Origin of the sequence: Cerasibacillus sp., assembly GCF_036516575.1 — a bacterium.
GTDB lineage: Bacteria > Bacillota > Bacilli > Bacillales > Amphibacillaceae > Cerasibacillus.
This window is the reverse complement of the sequence record NZ_DATBTY010000083.1, coordinates 120,756-138,572: the sequence shown is the minus strand read 5'-3', so window position 1 is coordinate 138,572 and position 17,817 is coordinate 120,756. Positions and strand designations below refer to the sequence as shown.

Annotated in this window: 18 protein-coding genes; 16 read left to right on the top strand and 2 right to left on the bottom strand. The window is 36.2% G+C overall.

Annotated elements, in window-relative coordinates:
* Positions 1 to 221: 221 nt before the first annotated feature.
* From accB to spo0A, 14 genes are all read left to right on the top strand, one after another.
* Complete coding sequence (gene accB, locus VIG73_RS15160) at positions 222 to 725, top strand: acetyl-CoA carboxylase biotin carboxyl carrier protein (RefSeq protein WP_331643544.1); 504 nt, start codon at positions 222 to 224, stop codon at positions 723 to 725.
* A gap of 14 nt (positions 726 to 739) precedes the next feature.
* On the top strand, positions 740 to 2,101 hold the full coding sequence (accC, locus tag VIG73_RS15155; RefSeq protein WP_331643542.1) for an acetyl-CoA carboxylase biotin carboxylase subunit: 1,362 nt from the start codon (positions 740 to 742) through the stop codon (positions 2,099 to 2,101).
* 12 nt (positions 2,102 to 2,113) lie between these two features.
* Positions 2,114 to 2,494 carry an Asp23/Gls24 family envelope stress response protein gene (locus VIG73_RS15150; protein WP_331643540.1) on the top strand — a complete coding sequence of 127 codons (381 nt, stop codon included), beginning with the start codon at positions 2,114 to 2,116 and terminating at the stop codon, positions 2,492 to 2,494.
* Between the two features lie 133 nt (positions 2,495 to 2,627).
* Entirely contained in the window at positions 2,628 to 3,008 is a 381-nt protein-coding gene (gene nusB / locus VIG73_RS15145; protein ID WP_331643538.1) for a transcription antitermination factor NusB, read from the top strand.
* A 14-nt stretch (positions 3,009 to 3,022) separates the two neighbouring features.
* Positions 3,023 to 3,880: a bifunctional methylenetetrahydrofolate dehydrogenase/methenyltetrahydrofolate cyclohydrolase FolD gene (gene folD / locus VIG73_RS15140; RefSeq protein WP_331643536.1), complete on the top strand. Its 858-nt coding sequence runs from the start codon at positions 3,023 to 3,025 to the stop codon at positions 3,878 to 3,880.
* Positions 3,873 to 5,219, top strand: coding sequence for an exodeoxyribonuclease VII large subunit (xseA, locus tag VIG73_RS15135; RefSeq protein WP_331643534.1), 1,347 nt, complete (start codon positions 3,873 to 3,875; stop codon positions 5,217 to 5,219). The genes folD and xseA overlap by 8 nt, the downstream gene beginning before the upstream one ends.
* Positions 5,216 to 5,446, top strand: a complete 231-nt coding sequence (gene xseB, locus VIG73_RS15130; RefSeq protein WP_331643532.1) for an exodeoxyribonuclease VII small subunit — start codon at positions 5,216 to 5,218, stop codon at positions 5,444 to 5,446. The genes xseA and xseB overlap by 4 nt, the downstream gene beginning before the upstream one ends.
* A 2-nt stretch (positions 5,447 to 5,448) precedes the next feature.
* Positions 5,449 to 6,330, top strand: coding sequence for a farnesyl diphosphate synthase (locus tag VIG73_RS15125; RefSeq protein ID WP_331643530.1), 882 nt, complete (start codon positions 5,449 to 5,451; stop codon positions 6,328 to 6,330).
* A gap of 711 nt (positions 6,331 to 7,041) precedes the next feature.
* The gene (locus VIG73_RS15120; protein ID WP_331643528.1) at positions 7,042 to 7,608 is read left to right on the top strand and encodes a CNNM domain-containing protein; all 567 of its coding nucleotides are present in this window, start codon (positions 7,042 to 7,044) and stop codon (positions 7,606 to 7,608) included.
* 28 nt (positions 7,609 to 7,636) lie between these two features.
* Positions 7,637 to 8,449: a TlyA family RNA methyltransferase gene (locus tag VIG73_RS15115; RefSeq protein ID WP_331643527.1), complete on the top strand. Its 813-nt coding sequence runs from the start codon at positions 7,637 to 7,639 to the stop codon at positions 8,447 to 8,449.
* A 22-nt stretch (positions 8,450 to 8,471) separates the two neighbouring features.
* Positions 8,472 to 8,921 carry a transcriptional regulator AhrC/ArgR gene (ahrC, locus tag VIG73_RS15110; RefSeq protein WP_331643525.1) on the top strand — a complete coding sequence of 150 codons (450 nt, stop codon included), beginning with the start codon at positions 8,472 to 8,474 and terminating at the stop codon, positions 8,919 to 8,921.
* 39 nt (positions 8,922 to 8,960) lie between these two features.
* Positions 8,961 to 10,667 (top strand): DNA repair protein RecN, encoded by a 1,707-nt coding sequence (recN, locus tag VIG73_RS15105; RefSeq protein ID WP_331643523.1) that lies wholly within the window; start codon positions 8,961 to 8,963, stop codon positions 10,665 to 10,667.
* Positions 10,668 to 10,831: 164 nt separating this feature from the next.
* Positions 10,832 to 12,109 carry a SpoIVB peptidase gene (gene spoIVB / locus VIG73_RS15100; protein WP_331643521.1) on the top strand — a complete coding sequence of 426 codons (1,278 nt, stop codon included), beginning with the start codon at positions 10,832 to 10,834 and terminating at the stop codon, positions 12,107 to 12,109.
* Positions 12,110 to 12,263: 154 nt separating this feature from the next.
* Entirely contained in the window at positions 12,264 to 13,049 is a 786-nt protein-coding gene (gene spo0A / locus VIG73_RS15095; protein WP_331643519.1) for a sporulation transcription factor Spo0A, read from the top strand.
* 48 nt (positions 13,050 to 13,097) lie between these two features.
* Here the strand turns inward: spo0A and VIG73_RS15090 are convergent, their stop codons facing one another.
* A complete protein-coding gene (locus tag VIG73_RS15090; RefSeq protein ID WP_331643517.1) occupies positions 13,098 to 14,441 on the bottom strand; it encodes an aspartate kinase in 1,344 nt (447 codons plus the stop codon).
* A 96-nt stretch (positions 14,442 to 14,537) separates the two neighbouring features.
* Positions 14,538 to 14,768: a DUF2627 domain-containing protein gene (locus tag VIG73_RS15085; RefSeq protein WP_331643515.1), complete on the bottom strand. Its 231-nt coding sequence runs from the start codon at positions 14,766 to 14,768 to the stop codon at positions 14,538 to 14,540.
* 134 nt (positions 14,769 to 14,902) lie between these two features.
* Between VIG73_RS15085 and VIG73_RS15080 the strand changes: the two genes are divergently transcribed.
* Positions 14,903 to 16,642 carry a sigma-54 interaction domain-containing protein gene (locus VIG73_RS15080; RefSeq protein WP_331643513.1) on the top strand — a complete coding sequence of 580 codons (1,740 nt, stop codon included), beginning with the start codon at positions 14,903 to 14,905 and terminating at the stop codon, positions 16,640 to 16,642.
* A gap of 72 nt (positions 16,643 to 16,714) precedes the next feature.
* Positions 16,715 to 17,806 carry a branched-chain amino acid dehydrogenase gene (gene bcd / locus VIG73_RS15075; protein WP_331643511.1) on the top strand — a complete coding sequence of 364 codons (1,092 nt, stop codon included), beginning with the start codon at positions 16,715 to 16,717 and terminating at the stop codon, positions 17,804 to 17,806.
* Positions 17,807 to 17,817 lie beyond the last annotated feature (11 nt).

The following is a 17,817-nucleotide window of genomic DNA, read 5'->3' as shown; positions in this document are numbered from 1 at the left end:
TATTCCTAAATCATTTTTTATTCAATTGGTAGTCGCTTCAAGAAACGAATCCTGTTATACTTGTATCAATATAATAGAAGACAAGTGGATCAACGGTTTGTCTAACAATTGATATGGATCAAATAATGATATGTATTGAACTTTGCATTCATGTTAGCGTAAAATGTTAAGAGGAGTTATTAATACCTAATATTAAAATTAACTTATGAGAGGTGTCACTGATGTTAAAACTCGAAGAACTTCGTGAAATTATTAAAATGATAGACGAATCGTCGATTGATGAATTTAAATATGAAACAAATGGTACAAAAATTAAAATGAAGAAACATCCAAACAATACCAACGAAGGCGTTGCTCTATACAAATCAGTTGAACCAAGTGATGTAGCGATACAACAAACCGTTGTTGAACCACTTCTACAATCCGAGCCTAAAACAGAAAGCCAGCCAGGAAATAGTGCAGGAAACAGCACAGAGGTTGATTATGATCATGAAATCGTCTCACCAATGGTCGGGACATTTTATTCTGCGCCTAGTCCGGAAAGTGACCCATACGTAAAAGTTGGCTCAAAGGTTGAAAAGGATACAATTGTATGTATTTTAGAAGCGATGAAACTGTTTAATGAAATTGAAGCTGAAGTTTCCGGAGAAATTGTAGAAATCATGGTTAAAAATGGTGAGCTTGTTGAATACGGTCAACCATTATTTAGAGTTAAAACAAAATGAGGGGACGAAGACAATTGATTAAGAAACTGTTAATTGCTAATAGGGGCGAAATAGCTGTACGTATTATACGCGCATGTAAAGAACTCGGAATAAGAACGGTAGCTGTTTATTCAGAAGCAGACCAGGAATCCCTTCATGTGCAGTTAGCAGATGAAGCGTATTGTATTGGTCCTGCTCCAAGTACAGAAAGCTACTTAAATTTCACAAACATCATGAGTGTTGCTACATTAACAAATGTTGATGCGATTCACCCAGGATATGGCTTTTTAGCTGAAAATGTTGACTTTGCTGAAGTATGTAAAGCTTGCTCTATAGCCTTCGTAGGGCCCTCACCTGAAGCTATTCAGAAGATGGGTATAAAAGATGTCGCGCGCGAAACGATGAGACAAGCTGATGTCCCAATTGTTCCAGGTTCAGATGGCGTTATAACAGATGAAGAAGATGCATTAAAAGTAGCAAAAGAAATAGGCTATCCAGTCATCATTAAAGCGACAGCAGGTGGTGGAGGAAGAGGTATTCGCGTGGCATACGATGAAAAAGATCTCATCCAAGGTATTAAGATTACACAAAAAGAAGCAGAAACAGCTTTTGGCAATCCAGGAGTCTATTTAGAAAAATATATTGAAGATTTTCGTCATGTAGAGATACAAATACTAGCAGACCAACATGGAAATGTGATACATTTAGGTGAAAGAGACTGTTCAATCCAACGCCGTTTACAAAAACTTGTAGAAGAAACACCATCTCCAGCTATTACACCAGATATTCGCAAAAAGATGGGTGAAGCCGCAATTAAAGCAGCTGAAGCTGTTGACTATGTTGGGGCTGGTACAATCGAATTCATCTTTGACCGTTCAACAAAACAATTTTATTTTATGGAAATGAATACACGAATCCAAGTTGAACATCCTGTAACAGAAATGGTTACAGGTGTCGATTTAATTAAAGAACAGATTAGAATAGCTAATAATGAGCCTTTGAGTATAAAACAAGCAGAAATCGAGTTTAATGGATGGTCAATTGAATGCCGTATTAATGCAGAAAATCCATTTAAACAATTTATGCCTTCACCTGGTAAAATAGAGATGTACTTACCGCCGGGTGGTCTAGGGATAAGGGTTGATTCATCTGTTTATTCAGGATATACGATTCCACCACATTATGATTCGATGATTGCTAAACTGATTACTTATGGTTCAACTCGTGAAGAGGCAATAAGGCGGATGAAACGAGCACTTGATGAATTCGTCATTGATGGGATTCACACGACAATACCCTTCCATCATGCCCTAATGGAACATGATATATTTATTAGTGGTGATTTTAATACGAATTTCTTAAAAGACTATCCAATCGTTGACAGTCAAAACGATTAGAGGAGTGAAACAATGGAAAATAGTTCAGTAAATGTAAGTGATCATACAGGATTAGGTAAGGTAGAGATTGCTCCAGAAGTTATTGAAGTCATTGCTGGTATAGCGGCTTCTGAAGTAGATGGTATTGCAGCAATGCAAGGTAACTTTGCCACTGGGGTTGTTGAAGCGTTCGGTAAAAAGTCCCATAAGAAAGGTGTCAAAGTTGAATTGACGGATGATGCCATTGTCATCGATCTATTTGTTAAATTAGCATTCGGTATTTCGATTCCGGAAGTTGCTCAAAAAGCTCAAGCAAATATTAGACAAACACTCAAAACAATGACAGCATTGGAGATATCGGAAATAAATATTCATGTCGTAGGTATTGAAATGAATAAAAATGAATCTAATTAGTCATTTTTCAAGGCCAAGGGGATTGTATTCTTTTGGCCTTGATTTTACTGTGATAACGACATGATTGACAATAGCATTGCATAATGAATCATGGTATGATTTGTATGAGATATATTCGGAGGAGTCAAATCAGATGAATAGGCGAGAAGTTAGGGAAAAAGCATTTCAAATTTTATTTCAAATCGATATGAATGAAATGGAAGTACAAGAATTGGAAGTCCAAATCACAAAGTACGAAACGAAGGACCCATATTTAAGTGACATCACACATGGTGTTCTAACAAATAAAGCATCACTTGATCAACATATTACTAAATATTTAAAGAATTGGTCTTTAAATCGGGTTGCTACTGTTGAAAGAGCCATATTGCGTATCGCAACATATGAGATCCTTTATATGGAAGATATTCCTTTAAAGGTGGCAATCAATGAAGCGGTGGAATTAGCTAATAAATATGGGGATGAGCAATCTGGAAAGTTTGTCAATGGTGTATTGTCCAATATTGTAAAATGAAAGGTATGACAAATATGACAGCAGAAATAATCAATGGAAAAGAACTATCGAAAGAACTAAAACAAGAGATGAAACAAGACGTTCTTAAATTACGAGAAAAAGGGTTAACCCCGCATTTGTCTGTTGTTTTAGTAGGAAATAATCCAGCATCAAAATCATATGTTTCAGGTAAAAAGAAGGCATCTCAAGAAGTGGGTATATCATCAGAAATTATCCATCTAGAAGAATCGACTTCAGAAAAAGAGTTACTCGAAGTGATTCAAAAATTAAACGAAGATGAACAGGTACATGGTATTTTAGTTCAACTTCCCCTTCCAGAACATATTGAGGAGCAACATGTCATTGAAGCGATTCGACCAGAAAAGGATGTCGACGGTTTTCATCCAGTGAATATTGGTCGTATGATGACAAATCAAGATACATTTTTACCATGTACACCGTATGGTATTATAACGATGCTTAAATCAAAGCAGATTGAAATTGCAGGAAAACATGCTGTTATTATTGGAAGAAGTAATATTGTAGGAAAACCTGTCGGACAACTATTATTAAATGAACATGCAACAGTTACATATTGTCACTCAAGAACAGAAAACTTGAAAGAAATGACGAAACAGGCTGATATATTAGTCGTGGCCATAGGGAAGCCTCATGTGATTACATCTGATTACGTAAAAAAAGGCGCCGTTGTGATTGATGTTGGCATTAATCGTCTTGACGATGGGTCATTGACAGGCGATGTTGACTTTCAAGAAGTAAGTGATAAAGCTTCTTATATCACACCAGTACCACGAGGTGTCGGTCCAATGACAATTACTATGCTGTTAGAAAACACGATAAAAGCGGCAAAAGGATTGGCAAATATTGATTGATCGCTATTTGACGGTGACGGCGCTAACACGATATATTAAACGAAAATTGGATATGGATAAACATTTACGAACCGTATGGCTTAAAGGAGAAATATCGAACTTCAAGCATCATAATCGTGGTCACATGTATATGACGATTAAAGATCAGCAAACACGTATTCAAGCAGTCATGTTCGCAGGGAACAACCGGTTCTTAAAGTTTATGCCAGAAAACGGGATGCAAGTATTAATTAAAGGAGAAGTAAGTGTCTTTGAGGCGGCTGGTCAATATCAACTTTATATCCAAAGTATGGAACCAGATGGAATTGGGCAGTTATACTTGGCATATGAACAATTAAAAAACAAATTAGAGAAACAAGGTTATTTTAATGAAGAACATAAAAAGGCTTTACCGACATATCCGAAACATATCGGTGTTATAACATCTCCTACAGGTGCAGCGGTCCGTGACATTATTACGACCATTAAACGGCGTTATCCTATTGTTCAAATAACGCTCATTCCAGCACTCGTCCAAGGACCTACTGCGAGCAAGTCGATTAGTCGTGCCATTGACATCGCGAATAAACAAAGTGTGTACGATGTTCTTATTGTTGGTCGTGGTGGCGGGTCTATAGAGGAATTATGGAGCTTTAATGAAGAAGTTGTAGTCAATGCAATCTTCCATTCGAACATACCGGTTATTTCTGCGGTTGGCCATGAAACAGATACAACACTATCGGACTTTGTTGCTGACTTAAGGGCGCCGACTCCTACAGGTGCAGCAGAACTTGCTGTCCCATCATGGCATCAATTATTAGAGAAAACGACTGCATTGAAAAACCAGTTAAATCAATTATTAAATCATCAATTAACCCAGTATCGAACAGTGCTCAATCGTCTAAAAAATTCATATGCTTTCAGATATCCAGAGCAGTTAATTAGACAAAAGGAGCAGGAACTTGATAAAACAATTGAACAGTTAACTAGACTGAGTGCACAAAGTAGCCAACAAGCAGAAGAATCATTTATCCAGCTGCAAAATCGGTTAAGGCGATGCTTTCCAGAAAGGCAATTAGAACATGCAGTAAACGACTATGTAAGGATAAATGATCATTTTCAAAAAACAATGAGTATATCTATGAAAGAGAAGAAAGAAACGCTTGGAATCATCATTGATAAATTGATGTTACTTAATCCTCTTGGCGTTTTAAAACGCGGTTTTTCCGTGACATATACAAAAGACAATCAAATTATTAAAAAGAGTGAGCAAGTTGAACCCAATGATCAAATATCCGTACGTATATCGGATGCTTTATTAAAATGTAAAGTTTTAAGCAAGGAGGAAGAAGATAGATGACATCGGAAAAAGATATGACTTTCGAAATGGCTATGAAACAACTCGAAACGATTGTGAAAAAATTAGAACAAGGCGATGTCGAGATAGAAAAAGCCCTGGAATATTATCAAGAAGGTATGAAATTATCAAAGATTTGTACAGATAAATTAACACATGTTCAAGAAAAAATGGTTCAGATCATGAATGAACAAGGGGAAACGCTCCCTTTTGAAGTACAGGAGGATTAAACGTGGGAACACTACAGCATTTCATAAAGCAGACACTTACGATTATGGACGAACAATTTAATACCCATATCGATGGACTTAATGTCCCTTCACGTTTAAAACAATCGATGCTTTACTCGTTAGAAGCTGGCGGAAAACGTATTCGTCCATTACTGTTATTGGCAACATATCAAGCGTTTGATTCAGAGCTTGAAAAAGTGTTTTCCACAGCTACAGCATTAGAACTAATTCATACATATTCTTTAATTCATGACGATTTACCTGCTATGGATGACGATGATTATCGCCGTGGAAAGTTAACGAATCATAAAGCTTTTGATGAAGCAACGGCAATATTAGCTGGTGATGCTCTTTTAACACATAGCTTTTATTTAGTTACAAATGATAATCATCTAACAGACAAAGAGAAAGTGAAGATTATTAGCTTGCTATCGGAAACGAGTGGACCAAAAGGGATGGTCGCTGGTCAAATACTTGATATCGATGCAGAAAATAAAACCATTAATGTCGACCAGTTAGAGAAAATTCACGTTTTAAAGACTGGCGAACTCATTAAATTTGCCGTAAAGGCTGGTGCAATTCTTGGTGGAGCAACAGAAGGGCAAATAAAGGATTTAGAATTATTTGCCTATCATTTAGGCTTATTATTTCAAATTCAAGATGATATTCTTGATGTTATTGGTGAAGATGAAAAATTAGGAAAAGCTGCAGGAAGTGATGAAGACCAAAATAAAAGCACTTATCCCAAGTTATTAGGATTAGAAAATGCGATAGCATTGCGTAATAAACATGCGCTTACTGCAAAAGAACTGTTGAATAGGACAGAAGCAAACACAGCGCTTTTAGAAGAAATCGTTGACTATTTTAACCAACGTGATCATTAATACCGAATGAACTTTCATAAAGAATGAATGTGGATTTTTCTTGAGAAACATGGTATAATATAGTTACAAAAAGGGATGGTGCAGTATTCTAGTCAGTCCTCTATTCCTGAAGGCGGGGCTAAAAATTCGCCAAAGGGCATATCGATGAAGTTTCTTGTGTTGGCTTGAGGCGCCCAGCTTTGGGTCAATGCTGGAAGTTAAGGTTTTTGGGCGATCCACAAAGGCATGTGGGCGTTGACCCAATTACCGCGGAGGCCCATCTCTGTGAAAGTAACTGAGCCAAGTTGCTTTTATGGAATGGGGTATGAACCTGCATAAAGAGTGAAGGGAAGCTTTACATGCAGCGTAGCCTGCCTTGAGTGGTCGTTGAGGGGATTAGAGTTAGGGTAATGATTAATTAGCGGCCACTGATTAATCATTAATCTCTATGAAATCAACACTGCAAAAGAGGCTAGGGAATAGCTAAAGACTGTTGAGGAAATCTCCTAGACTGTTCCAAAAGACATTTAAGTGGGATTATAGTATGGACTAAGTGGTAATCCAGTCTAGCATCTGGTGACGGAGCTAAGATGAAATTAAAGGGGAACCGCCCTAATGGCAACATGGGGTATTCATCTGGGAAAACCTACTGGACCTAAGCCATAGTTTTTACCATTTAAATGACCATTCCTTTCGTACATAACAATTAAACTTTTTAATTTGAGGTATATAATGGACGCACATATAAAAAGATCAATCAAGTTCAGCCTAACAATTGCCGTTATCACATTTGTGTTAGCGGCTATTTTTTCAATTATTTCGTCATCTATTTTAAGTAAAGTGATGTGGCTTATCGGGCTACTTGTTGTCTTATTCATTGTTTTTATTGGAGTTATTTTCGATATGCTTGGCATTGCTGCTACTGCTGCAGATGAGAAGCCTTTCCATGCCATGGCATCTGAAAAGGTACCAGGTGCCAAAGAAGCGATTCGGATTATACGTAATGCCGATAAATTTGCAAGTTTTTGCAACGATGTCATTGGGGATATATCGGGTATTGTGAGCGGTACTGCTACAGCCGTTGTCGTCATTCAAATTTCCCATTTATTGGGTCATCAAGACGGTTCGAGTATGCATATTGCATTAAGTGTTATACTGACAAGCTTAGTCGCAGCTTTAACAGTAGGTGGAAAAGCAATCGGAAAACATTATGCCATTCATTCTTCAACTAAGATTATATTTCGAACGGCAAAAGTGATTGAATTTATTGAAAAGAAATTCAAAATAAAAATATTCTAATAAACATTAATGAAAAGGACATAAACAAATGGCAAAACAAAGGTTAGATGTATTATTAGTAGAACGTAATTTAGTCGAAACGAGAGAAAAGGCAAAACGTCTGATCATGGCTGGACAAGTTTTTTCAAACGAGATGCGTTTAGATAAACCAGGCATGAAAGTCGACAGTACCCTTCCATTAAATATTAAAGGAAAAGAATTACCTTATGTAGGGCGCGGTGGATTAAAGTTAGAAAAAGCACTCGATTATTTTGATATTGATGTAAAAAACAAAATCATGGTTGATATCGGCTCATCTACAGGTGGATTTACAGACTGTGCCTTGCAACGGGGTGTTAAGTTAAGTTATGCCATTGATGTTGGCTATAATCAATTAGATTGGAAACTAAGAAATGATGAGCGAGTTATTGTGATGGAAAGAACGAATTTTCGTTATGTAACAAGTAACTTATTTACTCATGGTAAGCCAAACTTTGCAACAATCGATGTGTCCTTTATATCATTAGAGCTTATCTTGCCTGTATTACGTATGATCTTAGCCGAACAAAGTCAAATTATCGCACTAGTGAAACCACAATTTGAAGCTGGGCGAGAACAAGTAGGCAAAAAAGGTATTGTACGTGATAAGGATGTTCATATTAGTGTACTTAATAAAATCACTGAATTTGCAAGAAGTGAAGGGTATTTACTATATGGTTTAACCTATTCCCCAATTACTGGTGGGAGTGGAAATATCGAGTTTCTGCTACATTTAGGTTGGCAGGATAATTTGAATCGTCTAATTGAGCTAGATAAAAATGATGTGGCACAGATTGTTAATGAAGCACATGAGTGTCTATGAATGATTAATAGGTGGGACGAAAATGAGTAAATTGCAACGACAGATCAAAATTAGAGAACTAATCATGGAAAACGATATCGAAACACAAGATGAATTGGTAACACGTCTAAAAGAACTCGGCTTTAATGTTACACAAGCGACCGTTTCACGTGATATTAAAGAAATGCATCTTGTCAAAGTACCATCTGCTAGTGGTGAGTATAAGTATAGCTTGCCGGGTGATCAACGATTTAATCCTTTGGCAAAGTTAAAGCGCTTATTAATGGATGTTTTTGTTAAAATTGATTATGCTAATCATTTTATCGTATTAAAGACGTTACCAGGAAATGCACATGCCATCGGCGTTCTAATTGATAACTTAGAATGGGATGAAATCATGGGAACCATTTGTGGTGATGACACATGTTTAATTATTTGCCGTAATGAAGAAGATTCAGAACTTGTTCGTACGCGTTTTCTAGAAATGCTCTAATATAGCTTTGACTGTTTACATAATTGAGGTGTCAGGAGAATGCTCACTGAGTTGTCCATCCGTAATTTTACAATCATTGATGAAATATCTATCCAATTCCAAGAAGGATTAACGGTATTAACTGGTGAAACAGGTGCGGGGAAATCGATTATTATTGATGCGATTCAATTATTAATTGGCGGAAGAGGTTCTGTAGAGTTTGTCAGACATAAGAGTAAAAAAGCCGATTTAGAAGGCTTGTTTATTATTGATGATCAGCAACATCCTGTTTTTTCGCTTGCTGAACAATACGGGATAACATTGTCAGAAGGTGAATTAGTACTTGAACGTACGATTACAAATAGGGGAAGAAGTATTTGCCGGGTAAACGGTAAGCTTGTTACATTAGCAATCTTAAGGGAAATAGGCTCGCACTTAGTCGACATACATACACAACATGAAACACAGTCTTTAATGGATTCCAGCTATCATATTGAATTATTAGATCATTATAACTTCGAACAAATCCAAAAAGCAAAGGAAGAATATTTGCTCCTTTATCATAAATTGGTCAAACTTAAAAAACGTTACCGTGAATTAAGCGAAAATGAACAAAAAATGGCGCATCGACTAGATTTACTTGAATTCCAATACAATGAAATCGAACAAGCTGAATTGCAGCCTGATGAAGACATATTATTAGAAAAAGAACGCGAACAATTGGCTAACTTTGAACGGATACATCAGGCTATTTCTGAAGCTTACAATGCGTTATACGGTGAAAATAAAGGTTTGGATTGGTTTCATATTGCACAACAATCATTACAAGGTGCAAGTGATTATGATGCGTTTATTAAGGAGAAGGCTGAAGCGCTAACAAATACTTACTACAATATAGAAGAAATGACATATGACTTACGCCAATACTTAGATGAGCTTTCATTTAACCCAGAACAGTTAAATGTTATAGAAGCACGATTAAATGAGATAGATCGCCTAAAGAAGAAATATGGACCGAGCGTTATAGAAATTTTAGATTATATGGGAAAAGTTGCCGAGGAAATTGAGCAAATTACCCATAAAGATTCTCATTTACAACAGTTGGCATATCAAATTACTGAATTAGAGAAAGATGCATATTTAGAAGCAAAACAGCTTCATGAACTTCGTGTTCAGGCTGCTGAATCCTTAACAGATGACATTCACCAAGCTTTTAAAGAGTTATTTCTCGAGCACGCTAAGTTTCAAGTAACATTTGAAAGTCATGATAAATTCACAATAGATAAACGAACATCTCTTCATGAAAACGGTTTTGACCAAGTCCATTTTTATATTTCAACCAACCCTGGGGAACCATTAAAAGAATTAAATAAAATTGCTTCGGGTGGTGAGTTATCCAGGATTATGCTTGCTTTAAAAGGAATTTTTGCTAAACAAGAGCAAACGACGAGTGTGATCTTTGATGAAGTTGATACAGGTGTAAGTGGTCGTGTTGCCCAAGCAATGGCGGATAAAATTCATCATATTTCCAATGATTCGCAAGTCCTTTGTATTACTCATTTACCACAAGTTGCTGCAATGGCAGACACACATTTATTTATTCAAAAAATGGAGAAACAAGGTCGAACCGTGACAGCTGTTACGGAGTTAAATAAAATAGAAAAAGTTGATGAACTAAGTCGAATGTTAACAGGATCACAACTTACCGAAACAGCTATTCAACATGCAACTGAATTACTTGAATTAGCCGAAAAGAGGAAAAAATAATTTGTCTGAAGAGTTAGCACAGCAGCTAACTCTTTTTTATATATAAAAAGGAAATCTTACACAGTATTACTTATCTTTAACGCGTTTAAAAAGCAGGTGAAAAGGTCAAGTTATAAGTACAGATATAAAAATTGGTGTGGGTTGAAAGGAAGGAGAGTGAGACATTGAAAAAAAATGTTCGCTTTATATTTGGTTGTTTGATCTTAGTTTGCTTATTCACCATTCCTTTTATGACCCCTGTTAAAAAGTATTTATCTATTCCTAATGAAATCATGATATTGAAGGAAAATACTTCATTAGTATTTCCAAAGCTCGGAAATACCATAAAAGTTACTGCAAAAGAACAACAAATTGCCCAAACAAATTCCAAATACGAAATAGATAAACATGTTGTTGGAAACGATGAAATTATTTATCATGTCAATGGTTTGCCAATTAAAAAGGTCAATCTATCCGTATTAGAAAATAAAAAGGTTATCCCGGGCGGGCAATCAATTGGCGTTCAGCTCCAAACACGCGGTGTTCTCGTTGTTGGTCATCATCTTGTTACTACTGAAGCGGGAACTAAATCACCTGGGGAAGATGCTGATATTCAAACAGGGGACGTCATTTTAAAAATAAACAACCAAGAAATTAAAAATATGAGTGATATTAAACCATTAGTTGATGAAGCAGGGAAAAAAGAAAAGGCATTATCTGTCACTGTAAAACGAGGAAATGAGCTATTAGATACAACATTACACCCTATTAAAGATAAAAAAGAAAAGGAATATCGTATTGGTCTTTATATCCGTGATTCTGCAGCAGGGATTGGAACAATGACATTTGTCGATCCGGTAACAAAAAATTACGGAGCTCTAGGTCATATTATTTCAGATATGGACACTAAAAAGCCAATCGATATCCATCATGGCACTATTGTACGCTCCTCAGTGACGGCCATTGAAAAGGGCAATAGTGGTACACCGGGAGAAAAACAAGCTCATTTTTCAATAAAAGAGAATAAAATCGGCTCGATTAATAAAAATAGTCCATTTGGTATTTTTGGAAAGTTAAATAAAAACATGTCAAATGGCCATTATGATGAACCCTTATCAGTTGCATTACCGGATGAAGTGAAACCTGGTCCAGCAACAATATTAACTGTTGTAGATGGGGAAAAAGTTGAAGAATTCTCTGTAGAAGTAATCAGTGCCATACCACAAAAACGCCCAGCTACAAAAGGAATGGTTATTAAAGTAACGGATCCCAAATTATTAAAGAAAACAGGTGGTATCGTACAGGGGATGAGTGGTAGTCCGATTATACAAAACAACAAAATTATCGGGGCAGTTACTCATGTGTTTGTCAATGATCCGACATCAGGATATGGAGTCCATATTGAGTGGATGTTACAGGAAACCGGAATCAATTTAAGACAGGAAAATGCTCAAGCAAGTTAACGGAAAAGACTTGTGGTCAAAAGTACCACAAGTCTTTTTGTTTATAACTAAATCATTATAATCATCAAAAACTTTAGAAAAAAGAAGGATTATTCTATTTCATGTCGAATACAAATATAGGTGATTGAATCTGTCTTGAAAGGGGATAGGGGAAGTGAGTAAAATTACGGTATGTTTAGTTGATGATAATAAAGAATTGATTCGCATGTTAAAGGATTACTTTACGAAACAAGAGGATATTGATGTCATTGGTGTTGCAAATAATGGTAAAGAATGTTTAGATTTATTGAACGATATACAACCGGATGTGTTAGTACTTGATTTGATCATGCCTCATTTAGATGGGCTTGCCGTTTTACAAGAATTAAAAGCACAATCAGCAGCAGTGCCAAATGTCATTATGCTGACAGCTTTTGGACAAGAAGAAGTTATGAAAAAAGCAGTAGAGCTAGGTGCATCTTACTTTATTTTAAAACCGTTTGACCTGGATCATTTAGCTGACCAAATTCGGCAAACAAAAGGTATGCCTAGTGTATTTACATCTTCAATGACTTTATCGAGTGGAAACAAAAAACAACATAAAGTGAAAAACTTAGAAGCAAATATTACATCAGTCATTCATGAAATCGGTGTGCCGGCTCATATAAAGGGATATATGTATTTAAGAAAAGCCATTTCAATGGTATACAATGATATTGAACTTCTCGGTTCGATTACAAAAGTTCTTTATCCGAAAATTGCGATGGAATATAATACGACATCTTCACGTGTTGAGCGTGCGATTCGTCATGCAATTGAAGTAGCGTGGAATAGAGGGAATATCGAAGCGATTTCAAAGATATTCGGTTATACAGTAAGTGCATCTAAAACAAAACCGACTAATTCAGAGTTTATCGCAATGGTAGCTGATCGTTTACGCTTAGAAAATCAAGTTGTTTAATCCATAAAAAAAGCGAAGTCCTCAATTGAGAACTTCGCTTAATTATTTTTATTGAAAAAACATATCATAAAGTGAGACGATTGCTTTTTCAATATCAGATTTAAGAATACCAAACATCATGGACACCTCGGATGATCCTTGGTTAATCATTCGAATATTAACCTCGGCTCGTTTAAGCGCTGTTGTTGCTTTATGCGCGATTCCTAGCGTATTCATCATCCCTTCACCAACAACCATAATCATTGCTAATCCGTGTTCTAATTGAACAGTATCAGGATGTAATTCCTTATTAATCCGATTAATAATATTTTCTTCCTTCTCTGATGTCAACTGTGTATCTCTAATAATCACTGACATATCGTCAATACCGGAAGGGGCATGTTCAAAAGAAACACCTTCTTCTTCTAAGATAGCAAACAATTTACGGCCAAAGCCGATTTCCCTATTCATTAAATATTTACGAACATATAGGCTGCTAAAGCCTGTATCACTTGCAATTCCAACAACACAATCTTTTTGATGCTTCCGCTTTTGAACGATATGTGTTCCTTTGCTTTCAGGATTATTGGTGTTTTTAATAGCTACAGGGATGTTAGCTTTGAAAGCTGGCATCAATGCTTCATCATGAAAAACTGAAAAGCCAGCATATGATAATTCACGCATTTCTTTATATGTTAAAACATCGATTTTTTTCGGGTTTTTAACGATATTTGGATTTACTGTATATACTGAATCAACATCTGTGAAGTTTTCATAAAGTGATGCCTTAACCCCAGCAGCTACAATTGACCCCGTGATATCTGAACCACCTCGGGAAAAAGTAACCAATTCATTTGTTTTTGTATATCCAAAGAATCCTGGAATAACAAATCGTCCAGTTTGATGACGTAGTTGGTAAATGTTATCATAACTCTCGGGTAAAAGTTGGGCGTTACCAGGCTCATGACTAACAATAATACCAGCATCTTTTGGATTTAAATATGTAGCTTCTAAGCCAATTTTCTGTAAATATAGGCTAATAATCTTCGCTGAACTATCTTCACCTATTGCTTTTATTTCATCTAATTTCAATGCTTCATCTTTATCACTTTGTAAAATAGCGTAAATGGTCGCTTCAATTTCAGATACAATCGTCATATCAACCTTTAGTTCATTCGTAATTCTATTGTAACGATCAAGAATGGATTGTAAATAGAGATCTTTATCTCGCTTACTTTCCGAGTGAAAAAATTTAATTAATTGATCTGTCATTTTCTCTGTAAATTTATCGCTTTTTCCCGGTGCAGAAACAACGATAAATTTACGTTGGTCATCTTGTTTTATGATATTTCCGACTTTAATAATTTGGTTTGCATCTGCAACAGAGCTTCCGCCGAATTTTACTACTTTCATCGTAAATCTCCCCAGGTCAATGATTTTATTTTCAATCATATCATATTTTCATAAAAAAACCTTGCGGTAAGCAAGGTTTTTTTAAGTTTCAAACGACTATTTTTTCTTTTTTGTAATGAGGTTTCTCTTGCGATCTCGGTACACAATAAAACCCCCGATAAATAAAAAACCTCCGATAAGTAAGATTAATCCAACAATAAACTGGATGCTTGTATGTAAAAAGATTGGATGAAAATCATCAAATAATGTGTCACGCATGAGTTTAATGCCAATAACTGATAACACGCCGGGAATTAATAGTAATAAAAATGCAATGATTCTACCCACTTTGATGCCCCTTTATTAGTTTGTCCATACTTATTATAGCAGATATGATTTGAAAAAAGCTAAAAATTCATTTGAAAAAAATTGCAGATTGAAGTATGATAAAAGCGTGCACAATCTTGCAGGAGGAGGTTGATATGAAAAGAATTCTCATTATTGGTGCAGGGCAAATGGGAACAGCATTTCTAAAGTTACTCCATTCATTAACTTACATAAACAACATATTAGTTTTTGATTATGATCGAACTGCACTGGGAATTAAATTTGCTCGAGAAAATAACATACCATTTTGTAATCACTGGAAAGATTGTGTAAGTGGAGAAAGTAAATTTGACTTTGTTTTCATGACGATTGAGGACAGCGGGCTTCAACAGCCGTTTATGCTACAGGAAAACACGACTGTTATTCCTTACGCTTTATCACAGCTTATGTATGACTTTATTCTTAGGAAAGAAATTGAAGGTCAAATAAAGCAAACTGAATTAATGACACAGCATGAAGAATTAAAGCAAGTCAAAACCATGCTAGAAGCTATTCTTTATTCATTTGATGATGCGATAAGTGTTGTAGACCATGAAGGAAAAGGGCTTTACGTTAACCCCGCCTATACACGGATCACAGGCCTAGAAGAAAAAGACGTCATTGGCAAACCAGCAACAATTGATATCATGGAAGGCGACAGCGTGCATATGCGTGTTCTAAAGACGAAGCAACCCGTTCGTGGTGTTCGTTTACGGGTAGGTCCAAATAAGAAAGAAGTATTAGTTAATGTTGCGCCTGTCATCGTAGATCAAAAGCTTCGTGGCAGTGTCGGTGTTATTCATGACGTATCAGAAATTGTAACACTTACAGATGAACTAAAAAAAGCAAAAGAACGGATACGTAATCTCGAAGCAACATATCAATTTTCTGATATCATTGGCCACTCTGAGGAAGTGTTGTTAGCTTTAGAACAAGCGAAAGTCGGAGCTAAAGCACTTGCACCTGTACTATTAAGAGGACCTTCAGGAACGGGCAAAGAATTATTTGCTCATGCGATTCATAATGAGAGCCAGCGCCGAGACCAACCATTTATTCGTGTTAGTTGTGCTGCTTTATCGGAAAAGGTGTTAGAAATTGAACTGTTTGGTTATGTAGATGGTGCAATTCCGGATGCAAAGCCGGGTGGCAAAAAAGGATTAATTGAGGAAGCAGATGGTGGGAGTCTCTTTCTATATGAAATCAGTGAACTTTCACTCCATTTACAAGCAAGACTTCTAAATGTCATTCAAGAACAGACAATCGTTAGAATAGGTGGAACAGAATCAATTAAAGTGGATGTGCGAATGATTGCGGCAACCCATAAGAATTTAGAAAAAGCTATTCGTATGCACCGTTTTAGCGAACAATTATATTTTCAGTTAAATCGTTTGCCAATCTATATTCCACCATTAAAAGAACGCATGACTGATATCCCGTATTTAGTTGAGCATGTCATTAAAAGGCTTAATCAAGATTATGGCCGTCATGTTCAATCGATTTCAGAAGAAGCATTAAAGAAATTAATGGAATACGATTGGCCAGGAAATGTTCGTGAACTAGAGAATGTCATTGGTCGTGCGATGATCTATATGAAGCCAAACGAAGAAATGATTCAAAAACATCATTTACCGAGCTTTTGGACATATCCGATATCCTATCAAAAGGTTGAGTCACATACAGACTCAACACAAACACTAGAAGAAGCAATGGAACAATTTGAAAAAGAATATGTTATGCATGCATACCGTGTCAATCATTATAATAAGACAAAGACAGCAAAAGCGTTGGGTATTTCGATTCGTAGCTTATACTATAAAATTGAAAAATATCAACTCGATGAAGAAAAACAACGATAAGAAGTGACGTGGTATTTTTTTAAAAGTATAATAAAGCGCTTACATTACCAATTTTATAAAGGAGAGATTATTATGGGAATTTTTACCTATATGGAAAAATATGATTACGAACAACTTGTTTTTTGTCAGGATAAACAATCGGGATTAAAAGCGATTATAGCTATTCACGATACAACGTTAGGACCTGCTTTAGGTGGGACACGTATGTGGACATACAAAACAGAGGATGAGGCTATTGAAGATGCACTTCGCTTAGCAAGAGGGATGACGTATAAGAACGCTGCTGCTGGATTGGATTTAGGTGGAGGAAAAACGGTTATTATCGGAGATCCCAAAACAGATAAGAACCCAGACATGTTCCGCGCATTTGGGCGCTATATTCAAGGGCTAAATGGTCGATATATAACTGCAGAAGACGTAGGAACGACCGAGGAAGATATGGATTTGATTTATACAGAAACAGATTTTGTTACAGGGACATCAGGAGCAAAATCTTCAGGTAACCCTTCACCTGTAACAGCTTTTGGTGTGTATAAAGGTATGAAAGCAGCTGTTAAAGAAGCATTTGGTGATGATTCATTAGAAGGAAAAACTGTCGCTGTCCAAGGTGTAGGAAATGTTGCTTATAATCTATGTGAACACCTCCATAAAGAAGGTGCGAAATTAATTGTAACAGATATCAATAAACAAGCCGTTCAAAGAGCAGTTGAATCTTTTAGTGCAGAAGCCGTTGATCCAGATGATATTTACGATGTGGACTGTGATGTTTATGCCCCGTGTGCCTTAGGGGCGACGATAAACGATGATACATTAAACCGTTTAAAGGCAAAAGTTATCGCGGGATCAGCTAATAACCAATTAAAAGAAGCTCGACACGGTGATATGCTTCATGAAATGGGTATTGTTTATGCCCCTGATTATGTGATTAATTCAGGCGGCGTGATTAACGTAGCAGATGAATTGCAAGGCTATAACCAACAACGTGCATTGAAAAAGGTTGAAACAATTTATGATACGTTAGGACGTGTTTTTGAAATATCAAAACGTGATCAAATCCCATCATATATTGCAGCGGATCGTATGGCAGAAGAACGCATTGCGATGAAGAAACAATCACGTAGTCAATTTCTATTAAATGAGCATCATATTTTAAGTAGAAGATAATTAGATTTTTA